The following is an 18,646-nucleotide window of genomic DNA, read 5'->3' as shown; positions in this document are numbered from 1 at the left end:
AACTAGAAGTACATCGAAAGGTGTGCTTCTTTTTTCGTGACTTGTTTAAATTAAGTATGTGGTTTAATATTTTTACGTTGTGTTTTGAATCTACAGAAAAAATAAATAGGTGTTTAAATGAAAGAAACAAAAAAAGGTAGCATAAAGGGACTGCTACCACTGGTTGTATTTTTGATCCTATATGCTTTAACGGGAGTTATTTCAGGCAAGTTCGATAGTATGCCGCTATTAGTAGGGATGATAATTGCATCGATTGTTTCATTCTTGCTATCGCCGCCTGAGGGTACCAAAAAATTATCGTTGGAAGAAAAATTTGTGACCTTTTGTAAAGGTGGCGGGGAACCTACGCTTATTATGATGGTCGTAATTTTCATCATGGCAGGTGCCTTTCAGGGTGTGGCTTCGAAGATGCATGCAGTATCTTCGGTTACCAATTTGGGCTTGAGTATTCTACCGGCAAATATGATTTTACCGGGTATTTTTGTAATTGGCTGTATTTTGAGTTTTGCGATGGGGACTTCCATGGGCACTATTACCGCCCTGATGCCAGTTGCAGTTGATGTCGCTACTAAGACAGGAGTTAATCCCGCTTTGATGGCAGGAATCGTTGTCGGAAGTGCCATGTTTGGTGATAATCTGTCATTTATTTCAGCAACAGCTATTGCGTCAGTGCAGACACAAGGTGTTGCACAGAGAGAAAAGTTCAAATTGAATATCATTACTTATATTCCGGCGATTATCATCAATATAATATTGTTGGCACTCTATCCTATTAAAACGGTTGTTTTACATAGTGCTTACAATTGGAATTTTGTCGATATTATTCCTTATATTTTGGTTATTGTGTTATCGCTAGTGGGATTGAACGTTTTACCGGTTATGCTGATTGGTGTTGTGTCGGGGGTAGTTATTGGTGTTATTCATCAAAATTTCGATTTAATTGGTTCAATGCTGTACATCCAAGATGGGATGGCAGGAATGGAAGACATTGCGATTATTTCCATTGTGGTCGGTGGTTTGGTGGAAATAATGAAATATCTCGGTGGGATTCAGTGGTTGATGGATACACTAGGTAAACAGACCAAATCTAAGCACGGAGCAGAACTATCAATTGGGATGTTGGTGACACTTTTGTGTGTTGCGACAACAAATAATACGATAGCTATTATCACAGTGGCTCCATTGGCAACTGAAATCGGGCGGAAGTTTAAACTTTCACGTGCTCGAGTTTCAGCATTGTTGTCCATGTTTGCGACACATGTGCAGGGATTGATTCCATATGCTGGACAACTGTTGGTAGCCGGCGGAATGGCCAGAATTTCGCCAATAGCGATTGTTCCCTGGGTTTGGTACTGTTACTTGATGATTGTCATGAGCTTGCTATTCGTCTTCTTAGGATGGCCAAAGGTTAAGGTAACACCTGAAAGTGGTTATGATAATTTTGAAATTGAAGCAAAATAAAGAGAGTTCTCAGCTGAGAACTCTCTTTATTTGTCATAAGAGGCAATTGAATCAAATAGGTACTTAACAAACGCTTCACGGTCAACATCTTCAAGAACTTTGATATTGTTTTTAACTTCAGCGTAAATACGACGATCAGGATAAGTCATACCACGGAATTGATCATTAGTTAATGAGACGTCCATTGAGTAGTTAGTACTCTTTGTGAATAATTCTGGTGCGATCAAACTAAGTACGGCACAAGCATCGTGGATCGGAATCTTGGTCATACCTTTTTCTAATTCGGCAGATGAATAGAAGTCGAGAATAGCGTTAGCCATGATTCCGGCCTTGCCAAGATTCTTGATATTATTGATCTCATCCATCTTCAAGTAAGCTTTATTTTCAGTGAGGTTGAGACCTGACAATGTGATTGGGACACCAGAGTTAAAGACGATGTCCATAGCTTCAGGATCAACATAGGCGTTGAATTCTGCGGCTGTGGTGATGTTGCCTTGCAGTGTTGAACCACCCATAATGTAAATGTGTTCGATGTTGGCTTTAACATCTGGAAAAGTCTTTAATAATAATGCCACGTTAGTTAGTGGAGCAGTCGCTACGATACTGACTTTTTCATCGCATTTTGAAAGACGATCGTACATGAAGGTTACAGCATTGTTGCTAGTTAGTGGATAGTCTTCACTGTTGGTGGGGAAATCATATCCATCCATGCCGGTCTTACCATGGATCTCACCGGCGGTTTCGATTTCTTTGACTAGTGGAGTTGCTTGTCCAGAAGCCAATTCAGCGTTTGAACCTAGGAATGTCAGTAGTTTTTTGGCATTAGCGGTAACATAGTCTAATTTTACGTTACCACCAACAGTAGTTACACCAATCAAGTCGGCGGCTTCAGGATGTGCCAATAGAACTGTCAGAGCAATTGCGTCATCAATTCCGGGGTCACAATCCATAATTACTTTTGTCATTAATTCCTACCTCACTTTTTGCTTGTTTTCAGCTTTTCAGGTAACTTTTGTAGAGCACGCGTGAATCCAAGTCGTTCAAATGCACCTAAGCTGGAAAGTATTTTTTGATCGTTTTCTTTCATAAACTTGTCAATGGCACCTTGTAGTTCCGTTGATTTAGGTAGAAGAATGATTTTTTTCAAACGTGAATCCGTTGAAACTTGCACGCGCTTGATCAAGTCCTTCTTTTCCATATTTTTGAGGATATTAGTAGCCGTAGAACGGCGAATGTTAAATTCTGCTTCAATATCTCTTTGAAAGATGTCTTTCTTTTCTGGCAAGCTAGTTAAAAAGTCTATTATTTGCACTTGTGTACCAGTTAGATTATATTTAGACGCAAAATCATTGATACTGCGTGAAATTTCATTTGAAGCGACCTTAATGAGATGGGCCACATTACTCGTCATAGTAAGCCTCCCTTGAGAGCTAGTATTACACTCAAATTATAGCATGTAGAAATAGTGATTTGTGGAAAGGACGGACAAAGATGGAATTAAATCAAGAATGGTTTGACCAGTTGGGATTGGCAAATGTGACAGATTGTCAATCTGTATCAGGAGGAGATATCAATCAGAGTTTTTCCATAACTACTCCGAAACAAAAATATTTTTTGAAAGTACAATCAGACAATAATGGTTCATTTTTTGATCATGAAGTAGAGGGATTGAAACTGATCGGTTCAGTTGCGAATACTCCACAACCATTGAAGTCAGGAGATTTTGGTAATAGCGGTTATTTGCTGATGAACTATGTTGAATTTGGCGAAGGCCACGACACAGAATTAGGACAGATGGTTGCCAAAATGCACGAAAAACATAATGAACAATTTGGCTTGGATCATAATATTTTGAATTCTAAGAATCCAAAAATCAATACTTGGCAAGATAACTGGGGTGAATTTTATGTTAATCAACGGTTAGAAGTATTGGTTAAAGAAGTTAAAAGTAAGTTTTATTGGAATCAATATCGTGAAGACCTGATGGAACAGTTAGAAGGGAAAATTCTTGATTACTATCAAAACCATGAGGTTATTCCTAGCCTGATGCACGGAGATCTGTGGAGTGGCAATGTTGGTTATCAAGCTGACGGTACACCGATATTGTTCGATCCCGATGTTTTCTATGGTAATCGTGAAATGGATCTAGCAATGACATTATTGTTCGGTGGATTTGGAAGAGAATTCTATCTTGGTTATGCTCAAGAGTACCCATTGGAATCAGGTTGGGAGGAACGAATCCCGTGGTACCAGACATATTATTTATTAGCACATTTGAATTTGTTTGGTGAGGGATATGGTCCAAGCCTTGAGAACGCGATGCGGAAGAGTATCAACTATTAGACTTGATCAGAATATAGACGAAATAAGGAGCTCCGATTATCGCTACTATGACTCCAACAGGAATTTCAGTAGTTGTGCTGATACATTTGCCTAGCGTATCTGCCGCAATCAATAGGCAGCTTCCAAGTGTACCTGAAAGTAGCATACGTTTGCTGCTTTTGAAACCAATAACACGGCGAGCTAGATTTGGTGTGATCAATCCAATGAAACCAATACCTCCCGAAATCGAGACACTAACTCCGGCTAAGATAACTGCGGCACCAATTAGAATTATTCGCTCACGCCGTAATGAGATGCCAAGCGATTGGGCAACTTCGTCACCAAGGTTAAAGGTATCTAGAACCTTGGACTTACTAAAAATAATGGTTGTAAAAATAATAAACCATGGTAAAAATATCAAAATAAATGACCAACTAGTTCCCCAGATGCTTCCAGTTAGCCAGTTCATGACGAATTGGTAATTTTCTGGAGATAATTTTAATGTGAATAAAACCATTAGGGATGAGAAACAACCTGACAAAGCGACACCAGTTAACAGTAAACGATTTGCTGTTATGCCGGTGTCTTTTTTATAGGCACATAAAAAGACCGTGATTGTGCTGAGAATGGCACCTAGTAATGCCATCATTGGCAACATGAATAAGTTGGCATCTTGGTTCTTGATGAAGGCAATGAATATCATTACTGCTAGTCCAGCTCCAGCATTTATTCCTAAGAAACTAGTGTCAGCCATGGGATTCTGAGTAGTTGTTTGAAGCACGTCACCGGCAATTGCTAGGGCAAAACCAACTAGAATAGCAACAATGATTCGGGGTATGCGAAAGTCAAAAATTACGATTGACTGTGCGTAGGTTCCATTACCCGTGATCAGTTGCCAAATATCAGCGGGCGTTACTTTCATTTGACCAGTGTTCAGATTAACGATTGCTAATACGATGATAATAATAAGCAATGTAATGATCCAAGTAGTCAGTTTAATTTTTTTTGTCATATGCGTTGATTGTCCTTTCTAGCAAGGTAGATGAAGAAAGGTACGCCGACTAATGAAATGATAATTCCAAATGGTGTTTCGTTGGGCGGGTTAATAGTTCTAGCAATTAAATCAGCACAGAGAGTTAAATTAGCTCCAAGAATCAATGTTAACGGCATGACTTGGCGATAGTCAGTTCCTACCAGGAATCTAGCAATGTGAGGAATAATCAATCCAACGAAGGCAACGGCACCGACTAATGCGACAGAGATTCCAGATAGAATTACAACACATAGTAGTGCAATCAATCGAATCGAGTTGATATTCTTGCCTAAACTCTTAATAGAATCGTCGCTGAGGTTTAGTAAGTTAAGACTTGGGGCCAGTAACAATGTGACTAGTAAGCCGCCGGCTAACCAAGGACCAAGACTAGTTAATTGTGCCCAGCTGACAGCTGAAATTCCACCGAAATGCCAGAAGGCAAGATCTTGTTTTAGCTGAGTGATCAATGCTAGTCCTTCGCTAAGAGCAGTAAAAAACGCGCTGATTGCCATACCAGCTAATACTAGGATAGTCGGACTCAATTGTATTTTTTTCATGGAACTTAATCCAAATACTAGAATGGCTGCCAAGGCTGCTCCAAAGACAGAAAAAACGGTCGTTTGTTGAGTTGAAAGTTTTGGGAAAAAAATAAAACTGAAGGTCAACATTAGGGCCGCCCCAGAATTGATACCTAAAAGCCCGGAATCGGCCATCGGATTCTTAGTTACGCATTGCATTAATGCGCCGCTACCAGCTAAAGCTGAACCGATTAAGGCTGCTCCGATAACACGAGGGACTCGTATTTGGTGAATTATCCGTTGATCGATATTATTAGAATGATAATTAAATAAAGCGTTCATAACGGTGTTATTGCTATTTTTATTGGCACCGTAACGAACGTTGAGAATGAGTAAGATACAGAGAAGTACAATTTCGATGCTAAATTGTAACAAGAATCTGACCCGTGAACTCAATTGGCAATACCTTCTTGCCAACGATTATAAGTTAAGATCAAAGGCTTGTCGTGATCATTAACGATAGTCGCATCGATGTTAAAGATATTACGAAGATTTTGTTTCGTGATGACCTTTTGAACTGGACCACTGACTTGAAGGACACCATCCTTGATGGCAATCAGTTGATCTGAGAATCTGGCTGCATGATTCAAGTCATGTAACGCCATGATAATTGTTCGGTGTTCTTTTTCGTTTAGTTCCTTGATCAGGAGCATGACATCTAGTTGATGAGTCAAGTCTAAGTATGTTGTGGGCTCGTCCAGAATGATCGTGTCAGTATCTTGAGCAATAGCCATGGCAATCCAGGCACGTTGGCGTTGTCCACCGGACAGAGTGCTAAGTCGTCGATTTTTTAAATCTTTGAGCGATGCTCGTTCAATCGCCCAGTCTATTTTTTCGTGATCGAGTTTTGACAGAGTCGCAAATCTTTTTCGATAGGGTATTCTGCCAAATGTAACTAGGTCATTGACTGTCAAATCACTAGCCGTGTTACTTGATTGGGGAAGAACGGCCAATTTTTTTGCGATATCACTAGTTTTTTCTTCGTCGATATTTTGACTATCTAGAAAAACTGATCCATCACAAGGATGTAGTAGATGAGCAATTGTCCGAATTAACGTCGATTTTCCGGAACCATTTGGGCCGATCAATGTGGTGATCCGTCCTTTGGGTATTTGAATGGATAAGTCGTTGATTGTTAATTTTTTCTCATAGCTGACACAAACTTTTTTTGTTTCGATAATGTTCATTGCCTAACCTCCAAGTCGTTTGGACCTCTAACTAACATAGTTTTGGTATAAAAATCATATGTAAGAGGAATATTATTAAATTTATTTTACCGCATTGTATTGACTTTTGTTAGCACTTTCACTAATAATCAATATAACTTGAGAAGTTTGGGGGAAGGAATATTTTGAAGAAAAGTAGATTTTTGAAAGCGCTGTTAATAATTACGTTATTTTTTGCGATTTTTACGACTGCGTGTGGTAATAAAAGTAAAAGCTCGGAATCAACACGTCCGTTGACTGATGCCATGGGTCACAAGGTTTCAGTACCAACACAGCCTAAACGAGTTGTTGGAAGTTATTTGGAAGATTATTTAGTTGCGTTGGGAATCAAACCAGTAGTTCAGTGGTCGGTCAAGAATGGTTCAGGGACGCAACAATACTTGAAAAAACAATTGAAGAACGTTCCTTTGATCGATTATTCGTTGCCGTATGAGGCAGTGACAAAAGCTAAACCAGATTTGATTTTGATGGGAACCAATAGCGCTGTTGAAAATGGTAAGTATGCACAATATGAGAAGATTGCTCCAACCTATGTTGTTAAGAACGGTACTGATGCTAGTTGGCGTTCACAGTTTATGGACGTTGCTAAGGCAGTTAATAAGACTACTAAAGCTAAGACAGTTTTGAAAAAATATGATAAAAAAGTTTCTAAAGCCAAGACTGAAATAAAACAAAAAGCAGCTGGTAAATCAGTCGCTGTATTATGGGTAACTAATAATTCCGCCTTTATCGTTAGTGAAAAATCGGCCAGTGGATCTTTGCTATATGGTGATTTGGGATTAAAAGCTCCATCACTAGTTAAAGAGGTTTCCAAGAAGGCCACTGCTGACTGGTCTTCAGTTTCATTGGAAAAATTGGCTAAGTTAGATGCTGACTATATTTTTCTAGTGAATAGCGATAAGGATGCCAGTTTGTTCAAGGATTCATTGTGGCAAAGTATTCCAGCTGTTAAAGATGGGAATCTGTTCCAATATGGAGACGATTCAAGTTGGCAATATAAAGGTCCGATTGCTTATAGTGAGATGATTGATCAAGTACAGAAGGATATTTTGAAGTAGAGTCATATGCCCCAAAATAATTCAAAAAAATGGATTCAACACAAATTTAAAAATTTGGTTGAATCCATTTTTATATTTTGCTTTGGAAATTGGATCACTTAAAATCATGAATGATAGGATTCAAATGATTGTATGAAAATTCTAGGCCTTTTTCGACTTCGGCATTATTTGCGGCAAATCTTCTATCCTCGTGTTCAATACTGAAGCAATCGTCAAAACCAATTTCTTTCATTACTTCATAGAATTGAGACCAGTTAATGTCACCCAATCCTGGAATGACAGGTGTCCAAAATCCCAGATCCTCAGGCTGTGTTCGATTTAGTTTCTTACCGAAGATGCCATAGTATGAAAACTTCTTTTCGTCAACAATCATGTCTTTCGCGTCAATATGCAAAATTCGATCTTTGTAGTCACGAAGAGCTTGTAGATAATCGATGTGTAACCAATCTAGATGTGACGGATCAAAGTTCAAGCCGATGCTCTTACTTGGAATCCTTTTGAACATTTCATCCCAGAGCTCAGGAGAATAAGAAATAGTGCCTGGCAATCCATCTTCTTGCCATCCAGGCATAGGACAGTTTTCAATCATTAACTTAACATTATTTTCTTCGGCTAATTGAACAAAGTGTGTGAATACTTTTTCGTATTCATCAAAATTTTCTGTTAAAGACTTTGTTTGATCTTTACCAACGAAACATCCTACTAAGGGCGTTCCTAGTCTTGAGGCAGCCTTAATAACTGCATCAAGATGTTTTGCGTATGAGTTTCTGGTTGTTTCATCAGGATCTAGCATGTTATCGTAATAAGCCAAGCTAGAGAATGTTATATTATATTTTTTTTGATTATTTTTAATATTTGTTATATCTTCATCTGTTAAGTTCTCCACGTCAATATCACTACCGGAGAAATCACGAGTATTTTGTCTTGGCCAGCATGATACATCGAGTGCAGTGAAGCCAACTTTATGAGCATACGCCATTTTTTCTTCCAACGTCATATTTTGAAGACAACCAGTTAAAAATCCAAATTTCATAATTTTTCCCTCTTCTAAATTATTTGTGCAAAGTAAGTCAAGTTACTCATAACTACTGCTCCTAGTACGGCCACAATTGTTCCAACAGTTATTAATTTCATTTGATGACTCGTCTTTTTTTCGTGAAGTATGTAGATACCACCGAAAGCACCTACGATGAATCCAAGTGAACTCAAGGTAGAAGATACTGCTTGACCAAGATTGGGGTTAGCGATTGAAACAAATAGAGCAACATTTCCGATAGCCCAAACAAAACCTGTAATGCTGTTTTTCCATGTTGATACATTGATCATATTCTTTGTTTCATGAGAAATAAGATATACGAACAAGAAACCACCGATTACCATTCCGATTGACTGTGGGAAAATAATTGAAATCATGTATTGTACACCATGATCAGCGTTGATAACTGAACTGGAGACGTTCAACCAACGTTGTAGTAGTTTGGGAGCAATGAAATATCCCATGAATCCTAAGGTTGAGAATGTTAATGGAAGATAACCACTCAATGAATTACTTTTTTCAGATGTTTTGCTAGTTTTATCTTTTGTTTGAATCCAAGTAGCGCCAATAACGATCAAAATAATTCCTACAATGCCAGCAGTCCATGTTTGAATGTTTTGCCATTCTCCGAGTATGGCTGCTCCTAACAAAGCGTTACCAACAATTTGACTGGTCATTGATAACGGAACTGCACGTGAAACGCCCATTGACTTGATTGCAACAAATTGAAAACCTTGACCAACAGTCCATAAAACACCAGAGATAAGACCAATAATAATTATTTTACTATCCATTAAATAGCCATGAGGTAGTACCCAAAATAAATATGTTAATATCCCGAAAAGTAATCCCCCAAAGGTCAACCCTAATGTTTGTTGAGAAGAGTTACCTCCGAATTTTGTTGATAATAATCCAATTGAACCCCAGCAAAGTGACGGTATAAGTGCAATTAATATAGCCATTTATCTATCCCCCAAACTTTTATTTTGTACCACTAATTGAGACCCGTTTTCCTGTCTCATTCGATTCAATACTTGCAAATACGGCCCTCATCGAATTGATTACAGATTCAGCGTCAGATTTAGGAACTCGTTTTTCGATCAATGAATCGATGAACTCATCCATAACGCCAGACTTAGTTTGATTGTCATTTGTTTGAATTTGATCGATATCATAGAGAATCTTTTCACCATTTTTCTTGATGACTACGATTGAATATGTTGGATCATCATAAATTTTCATAATTCCTTCTGAACCATAGACAATGGTTGAATTATCTTCTTCACCATAGTAAGTCCAGCTTGATGTTACAGTTCCTATAACGCCGTTATCCAGTTCATAGATACTGATGGCATTGTCATCAACACCGATTAGTTTTCCGGTTGAATCTTTTTTGTCTAACGTTGTTAACCTAGCTGAAACATTATTTACCGCGCTATTCAATAGATACTGAACTAGATCAATCTTGTGTACGCCCAGGTCAAAAATTGCGCCATATTTAGATTTATTTTTATCAAAGAACCAAGTGTTAGGACCGCCATCGACACTCCATGTTTCTGGTCCGCCATGTCCAAAGGTTGATTTAAATGTTAAAGCTTTGCCAATGGTATTTTTTTCAAGAAGTTCCTTTGCACGAATATGAGTTTTAGCAAAACGCTGATTTTGATCGATCATTAAAAGCTTATGGTTCTTCTTGGCAGCCCATACCATGGCCTCACTGTCTTCAAGACTAGTTGCCATTGGTTTTTCGCACAGAACATTTTTTCCAGCATTCAATGCTTGAATGGAAATACTTGCGTGCGCAGAATTAGTAACACAGACACTGACAGCATCGATGTCATTATCTGCTAACATAGCTTCAACGCTTTCATATACCTTTCCACCATATTTTTTGGCTATTTCTTCAGCGCGTTGTTTGTTGAAATCAAAATAGCCTAGGATATTTGCGTTTTTATTTGAAGCATATTCAGGTATGTGTCTGGTTTGTGCAATTCTTCCACATCCTATGATTCCAATATTGATTTGTTTATTTTCCAATTTTATTCCTCCCAATTAAGTTGACTTAACAAGAGTTATAATATTTTACAAACGCTTACATTTCAATATATATTTCATATACTGAAATATTTCATTAGGAGATTTTTACATTTGTGCAGTCAAGAAGCTTGATGACAGACAATTGCATTATCCTTTCACAATGTTATGATATTGCTAATTTATGAAATTTACTGAAATATTTTATTAAACTGGGAGTGAATCAATTGGTAAAAGTTAATGCTTATGAGGTCGCAAAAAAAGCCCATGTTTCTCCCTCCACGGTATCAAGAGTACTCAATCATCGTTCAGAAGTGAGTATTGATACGGCACAAAGAGTAGATGAGGCCATCGACAGTTTAAAATTTAGAAAGAAAATTGATGATTCGAAAAAAGATTTGATTATTGTTAATGTACCAGAGTTAACAAATCTGTTTTATACTGAAATTCTTGAAGGAACCAAGGCAGCGGCTAATGCATCGGGGTTTAAATTATTAATTGATCAAACAGAAATCAATATTGAATCAATTGATGATTTTATAGAGTATTTGGATGAATTAAATGTGTATGGAATTGTTTTGCTTAATCAGTTATCTACCAAGCTTCTTAATATTTTGTCAAAACATACGCGCGTAGTTCAATGTTGTGAATACAATATTGAATCAAATCTTCCGGCGGTGTCGATCGATGACAGTGCTGCCGCAAAACTAGCGACTGAACAGTTAATTGCATCTGGAAAAAATAAAATTGCGATTCTTAATGGACCGTCTAGTTTTAAATATTCCATCGAAAGAGAACGTGGATTTAAAAAAGCTTTGGCCAATGGTGACTTAAAATTTAATGAGGAGTGGAATGTATCATTACCGGCTATCAGCTACGATATAGCGTATCCGATAGTTTCCCAAATGCTTAATTCTATCAACAGGCCAAATGCATTTTTCTGTGTGTCAGATACGCTCGGGGCCGCAGTTATTTCCGCTGCTAGAAAATATAATCTCAAAATACCTGAGGATATTTCGGTGATAGGATTCGATAATACGATTATTTCAAAAATAATTAGTCCGTCACTGACCACAATCAATCAACCAAAATTTCAAGAGGGTTATTCAGCGATAGAATTATTAAGGAAGAGCAATCAGAAAAAGAATCATTTGTTTTTAAAGACTGAACTTATTGTTAGAGAGACTACATAAGAAGATATAACAAGTAATTGATACCACAAATATAATTATCATTTTTATGTCTATATTAATTTTGCGAGAAGCTATTTTTGTAAAAAAACTTACTCTCAACTATGATGTGAATGTAGAGAAAAATAGAGGGAGATACGAATATGACTAGAGTATTAGTACTTGGAGCTAACGGTAAGATTGCCCGTAGAGCAACACAAATATATTTGGACTCAACTAACGATAGCTTGAGATTGTTCTTGAGACGTCCCGAGAGATTGCGTGATATCGATAATAAGTTAGTCGAAGTAGTTGGCGGGGATACCACAGATACAGAAAAATTAGTTGCATCGATGAAAGATGTTGATGTTGTTTATGCTAATCTAGCTGGTGGCAATATTGAAGACCAGGCCAGATCAGTTGTAGAAGCCATGCATTCAGCTGGAGTTAAACGACTAATTTGGATTTCAACCTTAGGGATTTATGATGAAGTTCCTGGCAAGTTCGGTGAGTGGAATAATAGTACACTTGGTAGCTATATCACAACATATGCTGCAGCCGCAAAGGTTATTGAAGATTCTGATTTGGAATATACGATCGTTCGTCCAGCTTGGTTGACCGATAAGGACGAAGTAGATTATGAAACTACTCAAAAAGGTGAAGCCTTCAAGGGTACCGAGGTTTCTCGTAAGTCAGTTGCCCAATTGGTTGTTGATATTACACAAGCACCTGATAAGTTCAATCGTGAATCAATTGGTGTTGATAAGGCCGGTACTGATGGGGATAAGCCTGCTTGGTATTAGAATAGAGTTTTTTTTGGAGCATGTCCGGTTGGACGTGCTCTTTTTTTTTGTTATTTTTTAAGTATTATAATCCATTATTTTGATGCAATTAATCTATAAAAATACATAAAATAGGTGAGGCTGAATAATGCAAAAAAATTAAGTATGAAACAGAAAAAGATACTACTCAATATAATATTACAGAAAAGACAGTGGTTAATTTTCCTTATTGATGATATGGATTGCTTGAACTGAAGTTCTGAATTGAAATTTTTGAAGATTGTCGGTGGTATTGATGATTGTTTTGGTTTGTTATTAGGATAAATTAAAACTCTTGATATACCTGTTATCTGATAAAATGAAAGAGAATACAAAAGTAAATTAATGTCTATCTTAAGTAAATAGGGTATGAAGATTTATTTTTCTTTAATTGGAGGATATCATGGGGAAAGAGACTGACGAGTTAGAGTTTGAAAATAAGTTAATTGATTACTTGGTAAATCTAGGTGGGACTAAACAGTGGGACTACTGCCCAGAAATAAAAACTAATGATGATTTATGGGGGAATTTTAAAAGTATTATTGAGCAACACAATCAAGATAGGTTAGATTCACCACTTTCAGATGCTGAGTTTAAACAGATTAAAATGATCATTAGTCAGCTAGAAACACCATATCAAGCTGGACAATTCTTATATGGGATGAATGGGATTTCGCAAGTAGAGATAGATCGAGATGATGGACAGCATGTTTATTTGAAGATTTTTGATCAAGATAATATTGGTGCCGGTGATACAATTTATCAAATCGTGAATCAAATTGAACGTCCTGCAATTATCCCGGGACGAAAAAATCGTCGATTCGATACAACCTTATTGATTAATGGTTTACCTATAATTCAAATTGAAGAAAAAGCAGATGGTCATGATGCTAAAGAGGCTCTGAATCAAATGCATCAGTACATAGAGGAAAATCAATATTCTGATATTTTTTCAACACTTCAAATATTAGTTGCGATGATGCCCCACGATATTCGCTATATGGCTAACACAACGGCTGACAAATTTAATACTGATTTTTCGTTTAAATGGCAGAATGCAGAAGATAATAAGCCAGTATATGATTGGAGAGAATTCTCTAATAATATGCTGTCTATACCCATGTCCCACCAAATGGCAACTAATTATATGATTCTAGATGGTACTCCAAAACATCAGATGATCAAGGCCATGCGACCTTATCAAGTTTATGCAACACAAAGGGTCATTAGAAAGCTGCGTCAACATACATTTGGAATTGATGATCAAGGTGCTGGCTATGTATGGCATACAACTGGGTCTGGTAAAACTATAAGTTCATTTAAGGCGGCTTGGTTGGCTTCAAGATTGCCTAATGTTGATAAAGTTGTTTTCTTAGTTGATCGTGTCGCATTAACGAATCAAACCGTTGATGAATACAAGGCATATGATCCGGAAAATACAGAAGACAGTAATGGTGGTGTCGTGACGGATACCTCTAATCGCTGGGCATTGGAACGCAAATTAAATAAAAAGGGTAACGGTATTATAGTTACTTCTACACAAAAGATGGATTCGCTGGTTCGTGGAAATGACTTCAAAAGAATAGATAAAAATATTGTCTTTATTGTCGATGAAGCCCATCGATCTACTTCTGGTGATATGTTGAAGCGTATCAAAGACGGGTTTAGAAAATCTGCCTGGATTGGTTATACTGGTACACCCGTATTTGAAACCCATCCAACAACTAGTGAAATATTTGGTGATTTGATTCATGCATATACGATTCGGGATGCAATTGCTGATGGAAATGTACTTGGATTTAAGGTTGATTTTGAAACTACATTATCTGATTCGGTTCTACGTGATCAATATTTACCTGAATACTTTAAAATGCGCTATCCAAAAATGTCCGAAGAAGATATTGCAACTAAAATTGATAATATGGCTGATGAGGATATGGATGATACAATCAAACCCTCAGTTTATGATGAAAATTCTAAACATATCGAATTAGTAGTTGATGACATTATAAAAAACTGGAATAAACGTTCACGTCACGGCGAATACAATGCACTGTTTACCACTCACGTTGGTGGTGGAAAGGCATCAACACCAATGGCAATGATGTATTATAACGAATTCAAAAGAAGAAATGCAGAGTTAGATAAGCCATTGAAAATTGGAATCACTTTTAGTCAAGATACTTCGAATGGTGATAAACAGCTTAAAAATAACAATAATCTACGTGAAGTCATGGATGATTACAATAAAGAATTTGGGACTAGTTTTGATGATACTCAGGTAAAAGAATATACTGCACAAGTTGTTTCAAGATTGAATCGCACAATTGATGATGGTAAGTACTTCGATATTGTTATTGTGGTTGACCAACTTCTAACTGGATTTAATGCACCACAAATGAATACTTTATATGTTGATAGAACTTTACAAGGAGCTGCTTTGATTCAAGCTTATTCTAGAACGAATCGGGTGTATGACATGCAGACTAAGCCATTCGGTAGAATTGTAAACTATCGTTGGCCACACCACACAGAAGAGTTGATGAAGAAAGCTCTGGCAATTTATGCAAATCGTGATTCTGCAGATATTCAGATAGAATTAATTGATTCACCAATTGATGTAATAACAAAACCATATGAAGAAGTTAGAGAAGACCTTAAACAAGTTGTTGATCAACTAGCTGATTATTCTAGTAATTTTACAAGAACACCGGATATTAATAATCCAAACAAAGTCGAAGAAATGTATTCTACTTTGAGAAAGTATAATCATTTGATGGCCATGGTTAAGCAAGATGACAAGTACAATGACGAGCATCCTGAAGAGCTATTAAATGAAGTTGGAATAGACATAGATACCGAAGAAATTCTTACAACTACATTAACTAATGAAATAAAAAACAAAATTAGTGTGATACATAATGTTGATGTATCACAGATTGATTTGAAAATGGAACATATCAAAGCAATACGTGTTAATTATGATTACCTAGAAGAATTAATTGCTGACTTAATGAATCAATATCATGATAATGATTTAGAATCGGCTAATAAAACAGCTAAGGAAATCAAAACTATTTCAGATAAAGTCGATGACCGTAAATATGCTGAACAAATTAATCAATTTACTAAAGATGTTATGGACGGGAATGTTGAGCACGACAGTTATCCAGTTAACCAGAAGGATATTAAAAAACTGGTATCAGGTCACAATGATATGCGTTTGAGGAATGATATTTTCGAATATAAGAAAGACTGGGGATTAGCCGATATAGACTCCTCGCAAATGATTAATGAAATTGTTACAAATCATGTTAAATCGGCCGATGATTTGAATATAAACGGAATTCTGGATGAAATTGTAAAAGAAGGAACTTCTGTTTATCTTACTGACGCTGATTCAGAAGAAGTTAGAGAATTATCAAAAATAAAATATAGAACTCATCTGAGGAGAAGCTTTAAAAAGTTTGCTGATCAAATGATTGAGAAATATTAGGAGGAATTATGACTAAAGCACAAGAAATTACGAGCCAGATTTGGGAAATGGCTAATAAACTCCGTGGTAATATGGACGCTAATGAATATAGAAATTATATTTTGGGATTCATGTTCTACCGTTACTTGTCAGAACACCAAGAGCAACGCATGCTTCAAAATGATTTGTTAGACATTGAAGAAGGACAAAGTGTTAACGATGCTTATATTGAACAAGCCAGTGGGGATGACTTGAACGATTATCTTGAAGATCTAGCTGATTCATTAGGTTACGCAATCGCACCACAATATACATGGCAAACTATTGTTAACAAAGTTAATAATAATTCACTTGCACCATCTGATTTTCAAGATATGATAGATGGTTTCAATCACAATGTTGATTTGAATACCAATGCTAAGCAAGATTTCCATGGTGTCTTCGCAGACATGAATATTATTAATTCACGTTTGGGTCAAACGACTGCCGCACGTGCTAAAGCATTGACTGAAATTGTTGACTTAGTTGATGAAATTCAATACAAGGATGACGATGGTCACGATATTTTAGGTGACATTTATGAATTTTTAATTGCTCAATTTGCTGGTGATTCCGGTAAAAAAGCTGGTGAATTCTATACACCTCACCAAGTATCGGAAGTTTTATCTAAGCTAGTAGTTCAAGGATTAGATCCTGAAGAAACTAAACCGAGCGTCTATGATTTTGCTTGTGGTTCTGGTTCGTTGTTATTAACAGTTCAAGAACAAATTAAAAATCGTCGCTTATTCTATTATGGACAAGAATTGAATACAACAACATATAATTTAGCTCGTATGAATTTGATGATGCACGATGTTTCATATATGAATATGGATTTGAAAAATGCTGATACTTTGGAGAGTGATTGGCCTGATGGTGTTGACTCACAAGGTATAGATCATCCTAGAAACTTTGATATGGTAGTCGCTAATCCTCCATATTCAGCACATTGGGATAATAATGATAATAAAATGAAAGATCCGCGTTTTAAAGATTACGGAGGGTTGGCTCCTAAAACTAAGGCTGACTATTCATTCTTATTGCATGGTTTGTATCATCTAAGTTCTAAGGGAACAATGGCAATTGTTTTGCCTCATGGTGTTTTATTCCGTGGAGCTAAGGAAGAAAAAATTCGCCGTGCACTTCTAGAGAAAAATCAAATTGATGCAATTATTGGATTACCTGCAGGATTGTTCTATTCAACTGGTATTCCTACTGTTGTTATGGTGTTGAAGAAGAATAAGACTAACAAAGATGTCTTGTTTATTGATGCAAGTAATGATTTTGAAAAAGGTAAAAATCAAAATCTTCTTCGTCCACAAGACATTGATAAAATCGTTGATACTTATAATGATCGAAAAGATGTAGATAAGTATGCACATGTTGCAAATATGGATCAAATTAAAGAAAATGATTTTAATTTGAATATACCGAGATATGTAGATACTTTTGAACCTGAACCAGAAATTGATTTAGGAGATATAACGAAAGAAATAAAAGAAAATAATAAAAAAATTGAAGAAAATAAAAAGGAGTTACTTTCAATGATGAAAGAACTCACTTCTTCTGATGAAAAGATTCAAAATGATCTTAATGATTTCATTTCTATGTTAGATGACGAGGTGAAACATAATGGATAAACGTGTACCTGAGGTACGGTTTAAAGGGTTTACTGATGATTGGGAACAACATCAGTTGGGAGAACTAGTTAATAAATTATATAATGGTCAAACTCCCTCTAGATCAAACAAGGAAAATTGGAATGGAAATATAAATTGGCTATCAAGTGGGGAATTGAATCATGGCCTTATAACAAAAACAATAGAAAGGATAACGTCGTCTGGACAAAAACAAGCAAATTTACATCTAATTCCGTCCGGTACGTTCATAATGGCAATTACTGGTCTTGAGGCAGCTGGAACTCGCGGAAATTGTGCTATTCTCGGGATTGAAACAACTCTTAATCAGTCATGTATGGCTTTGTTTCCAATTAATGAAAAATTAACGGTACCTTTTCTTTTCCAGTGGTATCTGAAATACGGAGAACAATACGGAATAGAATATACACAAGGGACAAAACAGCAAAGTTACAATGCCGAAATAATAAAAATATTACCAATTTCTATTCCTTCAATAAAAGCACAAAAAAGGATCACAAGTCTATTGGATACAATGGATAAACTTATTACTCTTCAACAGGATAAAATTCTGTTGTATACAAAGCTAAAACAAAGTATATTGGAGAAACTATTTCCTTCATATTCAAAAAAATCACCTGATATGAGATTTAATGATTTTAATAAAAATTGGGAACAGCGTAAGCACCTAATAACTGACCGTATTGAAAAATAAAAAATCATCCGTACTCTCATTTGAGAATGCGGATGATTTTGT

The 18,646-nt window shown here is 36.4% G+C and carries 16 protein-coding genes; 8 read left to right on the top strand and 8 right to left on the bottom strand.

What is annotated here, in order from left to right:
- Positions 1–117: 117 nt before the first annotated feature.
- Positions 118–1,461, top strand: a complete 1,344-nt coding sequence (locus tag EKM68_RS03805; protein ID WP_125588341.1) for a Na+/H+ antiporter NhaC family protein — start codon at positions 118–120, stop codon at positions 1,459–1,461.
- Between the two features lie 26 nt (positions 1,462–1,487).
- Here the strand turns inward: EKM68_RS03805 and EKM68_RS03800 are convergent, their stop codons facing one another.
- Positions 1,488–2,426, bottom strand: a complete 939-nt coding sequence (locus tag EKM68_RS03800; RefSeq protein ID WP_125588340.1) for a nucleoside hydrolase — start codon at positions 2,424–2,426, stop codon at positions 1,488–1,490.
- 11 nt (positions 2,427–2,437) lie between these two features.
- Positions 2,438–2,872: a MarR family winged helix-turn-helix transcriptional regulator gene (locus tag EKM68_RS03795; RefSeq protein WP_125588339.1), complete on the bottom strand. Its 435-nt coding sequence runs from the start codon at positions 2,870–2,872 to the stop codon at positions 2,438–2,440.
- Between the two features lie 80 nt (positions 2,873–2,952).
- Between EKM68_RS03795 and EKM68_RS03790 the strand changes: the two genes are divergently transcribed.
- Positions 2,953–3,804 (top strand): fructosamine kinase family protein, encoded by an 852-nt coding sequence (locus EKM68_RS03790; RefSeq protein WP_125588338.1) that lies wholly within the window; start codon positions 2,953–2,955, stop codon positions 3,802–3,804.
- On the opposite strand, the gene EKM68_RS03785 is transcribed toward EKM68_RS03790, so the two are convergent.
- Genes EKM68_RS03785 through EKM68_RS03775 form a run of 3 tightly spaced genes read right to left on the bottom strand, consistent with a single transcriptional unit; the run spans position 3,794 to position 6,581 of the window.
- The gene (locus tag EKM68_RS03785; RefSeq protein WP_125588337.1) at positions 3,794–4,795 is read right to left on the bottom strand and encodes a FecCD family ABC transporter permease; all 1,002 of its coding nucleotides are present in this window, start codon (positions 4,793–4,795) and stop codon (positions 3,794–3,796) included. The genes EKM68_RS03790 and EKM68_RS03785 overlap by 11 nt on opposite strands.
- Complete coding sequence (locus EKM68_RS03780; RefSeq protein ID WP_125588336.1) at positions 4,792–5,790, bottom strand: FecCD family ABC transporter permease; 999 nt, start codon at positions 5,788–5,790, stop codon at positions 4,792–4,794. Before EKM68_RS03780 ends, EKM68_RS03785 begins: the two co-directional genes overlap by 4 nt.
- Positions 5,787–6,581, bottom strand: coding sequence for an ABC transporter ATP-binding protein (locus EKM68_RS03775; RefSeq protein WP_125588335.1), 795 nt, complete (start codon positions 6,579–6,581; stop codon positions 5,787–5,789). Before EKM68_RS03775 ends, EKM68_RS03780 begins: the two co-directional genes overlap by 4 nt.
- A 284-nt stretch (positions 6,582–6,865) precedes the next feature.
- Here EKM68_RS03775 and EKM68_RS03770 point away from each other — a divergent pair, with 284 nt between their 5' ends.
- Positions 6,866–7,678: an ABC transporter substrate-binding protein gene (locus tag EKM68_RS03770; protein ID WP_404810794.1), complete on the top strand. Its 813-nt coding sequence runs from the start codon at positions 6,866–6,868 to the stop codon at positions 7,676–7,678.
- A gap of 94 nt (positions 7,679–7,772) precedes the next feature.
- On the opposite strand, the gene EKM68_RS03765 is transcribed toward EKM68_RS03770, so the two are convergent.
- From EKM68_RS03765 to EKM68_RS03755, 3 genes are read right to left on the bottom strand one after another with little or no spacing between them, the layout of a single operon-like run.
- Positions 7,773–8,711, bottom strand: coding sequence for a sugar phosphate isomerase/epimerase family protein (locus EKM68_RS03765; protein ID WP_125588333.1), 939 nt, complete (start codon positions 8,709–8,711; stop codon positions 7,773–7,775).
- Between the two features lie 14 nt (positions 8,712–8,725).
- Positions 8,726–9,676 (bottom strand): GRP family sugar transporter, encoded by a 951-nt coding sequence (locus tag EKM68_RS03760; protein ID WP_125588332.1) that lies wholly within the window; start codon positions 9,674–9,676, stop codon positions 8,726–8,728.
- A 19-nt stretch (positions 9,677–9,695) separates the two neighbouring features.
- Positions 9,696–10,751 carry a Gfo/Idh/MocA family protein gene (locus EKM68_RS03755; protein ID WP_225422954.1) on the bottom strand — a complete coding sequence of 352 codons (1,056 nt, stop codon included), beginning with the start codon at positions 10,749–10,751 and terminating at the stop codon, positions 9,696–9,698.
- Positions 10,752–10,975: 224 nt separating this feature from the next.
- Between EKM68_RS03755 and EKM68_RS03750 the strand changes: the two genes are divergently transcribed.
- The 5 genes from EKM68_RS03750 (at position 10,976) to EKM68_RS03730 (ending at position 18,604) form a co-directional block, all read left to right on the top strand.
- Positions 10,976–11,941, top strand: coding sequence for a LacI family DNA-binding transcriptional regulator (locus tag EKM68_RS03750; RefSeq protein WP_125588331.1), 966 nt, complete (start codon positions 10,976–10,978; stop codon positions 11,939–11,941).
- A 140-nt stretch (positions 11,942–12,081) separates the two neighbouring features.
- Complete coding sequence (locus EKM68_RS03745) at positions 12,082–12,720, top strand: SDR family oxidoreductase (RefSeq protein ID WP_125588330.1); 639 nt, start codon at positions 12,082–12,084, stop codon at positions 12,718–12,720.
- Between the two features lie 421 nt (positions 12,721–13,141).
- Positions 13,142–16,234: a type I restriction endonuclease subunit R gene (locus tag EKM68_RS03740; RefSeq protein WP_125588329.1), complete on the top strand. Its 3,093-nt coding sequence runs from the start codon at positions 13,142–13,144 to the stop codon at positions 16,232–16,234.
- An 8-nt stretch (positions 16,235–16,242) separates the two neighbouring features.
- Positions 16,243–17,892 (top strand): type I restriction-modification system subunit M, encoded by a 1,650-nt coding sequence (locus EKM68_RS03735; protein WP_125588328.1) that lies wholly within the window; start codon positions 16,243–16,245, stop codon positions 17,890–17,892.
- Complete coding sequence (locus EKM68_RS03730; RefSeq protein ID WP_125588327.1) at positions 17,885–18,604, top strand: restriction endonuclease subunit S; 720 nt, start codon at positions 17,885–17,887, stop codon at positions 18,602–18,604. The genes EKM68_RS03735 and EKM68_RS03730 overlap by 8 nt, the downstream gene beginning before the upstream one ends.
- The last annotated feature ends 42 nt before the right edge of the window (positions 18,605–18,646 follow it).

The sequence above is a fragment of the Companilactobacillus jidongensis genome (genome assembly GCF_003946575.1).
GTDB classification, from domain to species: domain Bacteria; phylum Bacillota; class Bacilli; order Lactobacillales; family Lactobacillaceae; genus Companilactobacillus; species Companilactobacillus jidongensis.
Note: the sequence above shows the minus strand (reverse complement) of the source record. Positions and strands in the feature narration are given on the sequence as shown.

Bases quoted from the DNA above. Each gene is read 5' to 3' on its own strand.
- EKM68_RS03805 (WP_125588341.1), top strand. From the start codon at position 118: ATGAAAGAAACAAAAAAAGGTAGCATAAAGGGACTGCTACCACTGGTT.
- EKM68_RS03800 (WP_125588340.1), bottom strand. From the start codon at position 2,426: ATGACAAAAGTAATTATGGATTGTGACCCCGGAATTGATGACGCAATT.
- EKM68_RS03795 (WP_125588339.1), bottom strand. From the start codon at position 2,872: ATGACGAGTAATGTGGCCCATCTCATTAAGGTCGCTTCAAATGAAATT.
- EKM68_RS03790 (WP_125588338.1), top strand. From the start codon at position 2,953: ATGGAATTAAATCAAGAATGGTTTGACCAGTTGGGATTGGCAAATGTG.
- EKM68_RS03785 (WP_125588337.1), bottom strand. From the start codon at position 4,795: ATGACAAAAAAAATTAAACTGACTACTTGGATCATTACATTGCTTATT.
- EKM68_RS03775 (WP_125588335.1), bottom strand. From the start codon at position 6,581: ATGAACATTATCGAAACAAAAAAAGTTTGTGTCAGCTATGAGAAAAAA.
- EKM68_RS03770 (WP_404810794.1), top strand. From the start codon at position 6,866: ATGGGTCACAAGGTTTCAGTACCAACACAGCCTAAACGAGTTGTTGGA.
- EKM68_RS03765 (WP_125588333.1), bottom strand. From the start codon at position 8,711: ATGAAATTTGGATTTTTAACTGGTTGTCTTCAAAATATGACGTTGGAA.
- EKM68_RS03760 (WP_125588332.1), bottom strand. From the start codon at position 9,676: ATGGCTATATTAATTGCACTTATACCGTCACTTTGCTGGGGTTCAATT.
- EKM68_RS03745 (WP_125588330.1), top strand. From the start codon at position 12,082: ATGACTAGAGTATTAGTACTTGGAGCTAACGGTAAGATTGCCCGTAGA.
- EKM68_RS03740 (WP_125588329.1), top strand. From the start codon at position 13,142: ATGGGGAAAGAGACTGACGAGTTAGAGTTTGAAAATAAGTTAATTGAT.
- EKM68_RS03735 (WP_125588328.1), top strand. From the start codon at position 16,243: ATGACTAAAGCACAAGAAATTACGAGCCAGATTTGGGAAATGGCTAAT.
- EKM68_RS03730 (WP_125588327.1), top strand. From the start codon at position 17,885: ATGGATAAACGTGTACCTGAGGTACGGTTTAAAGGGTTTACTGATGAT.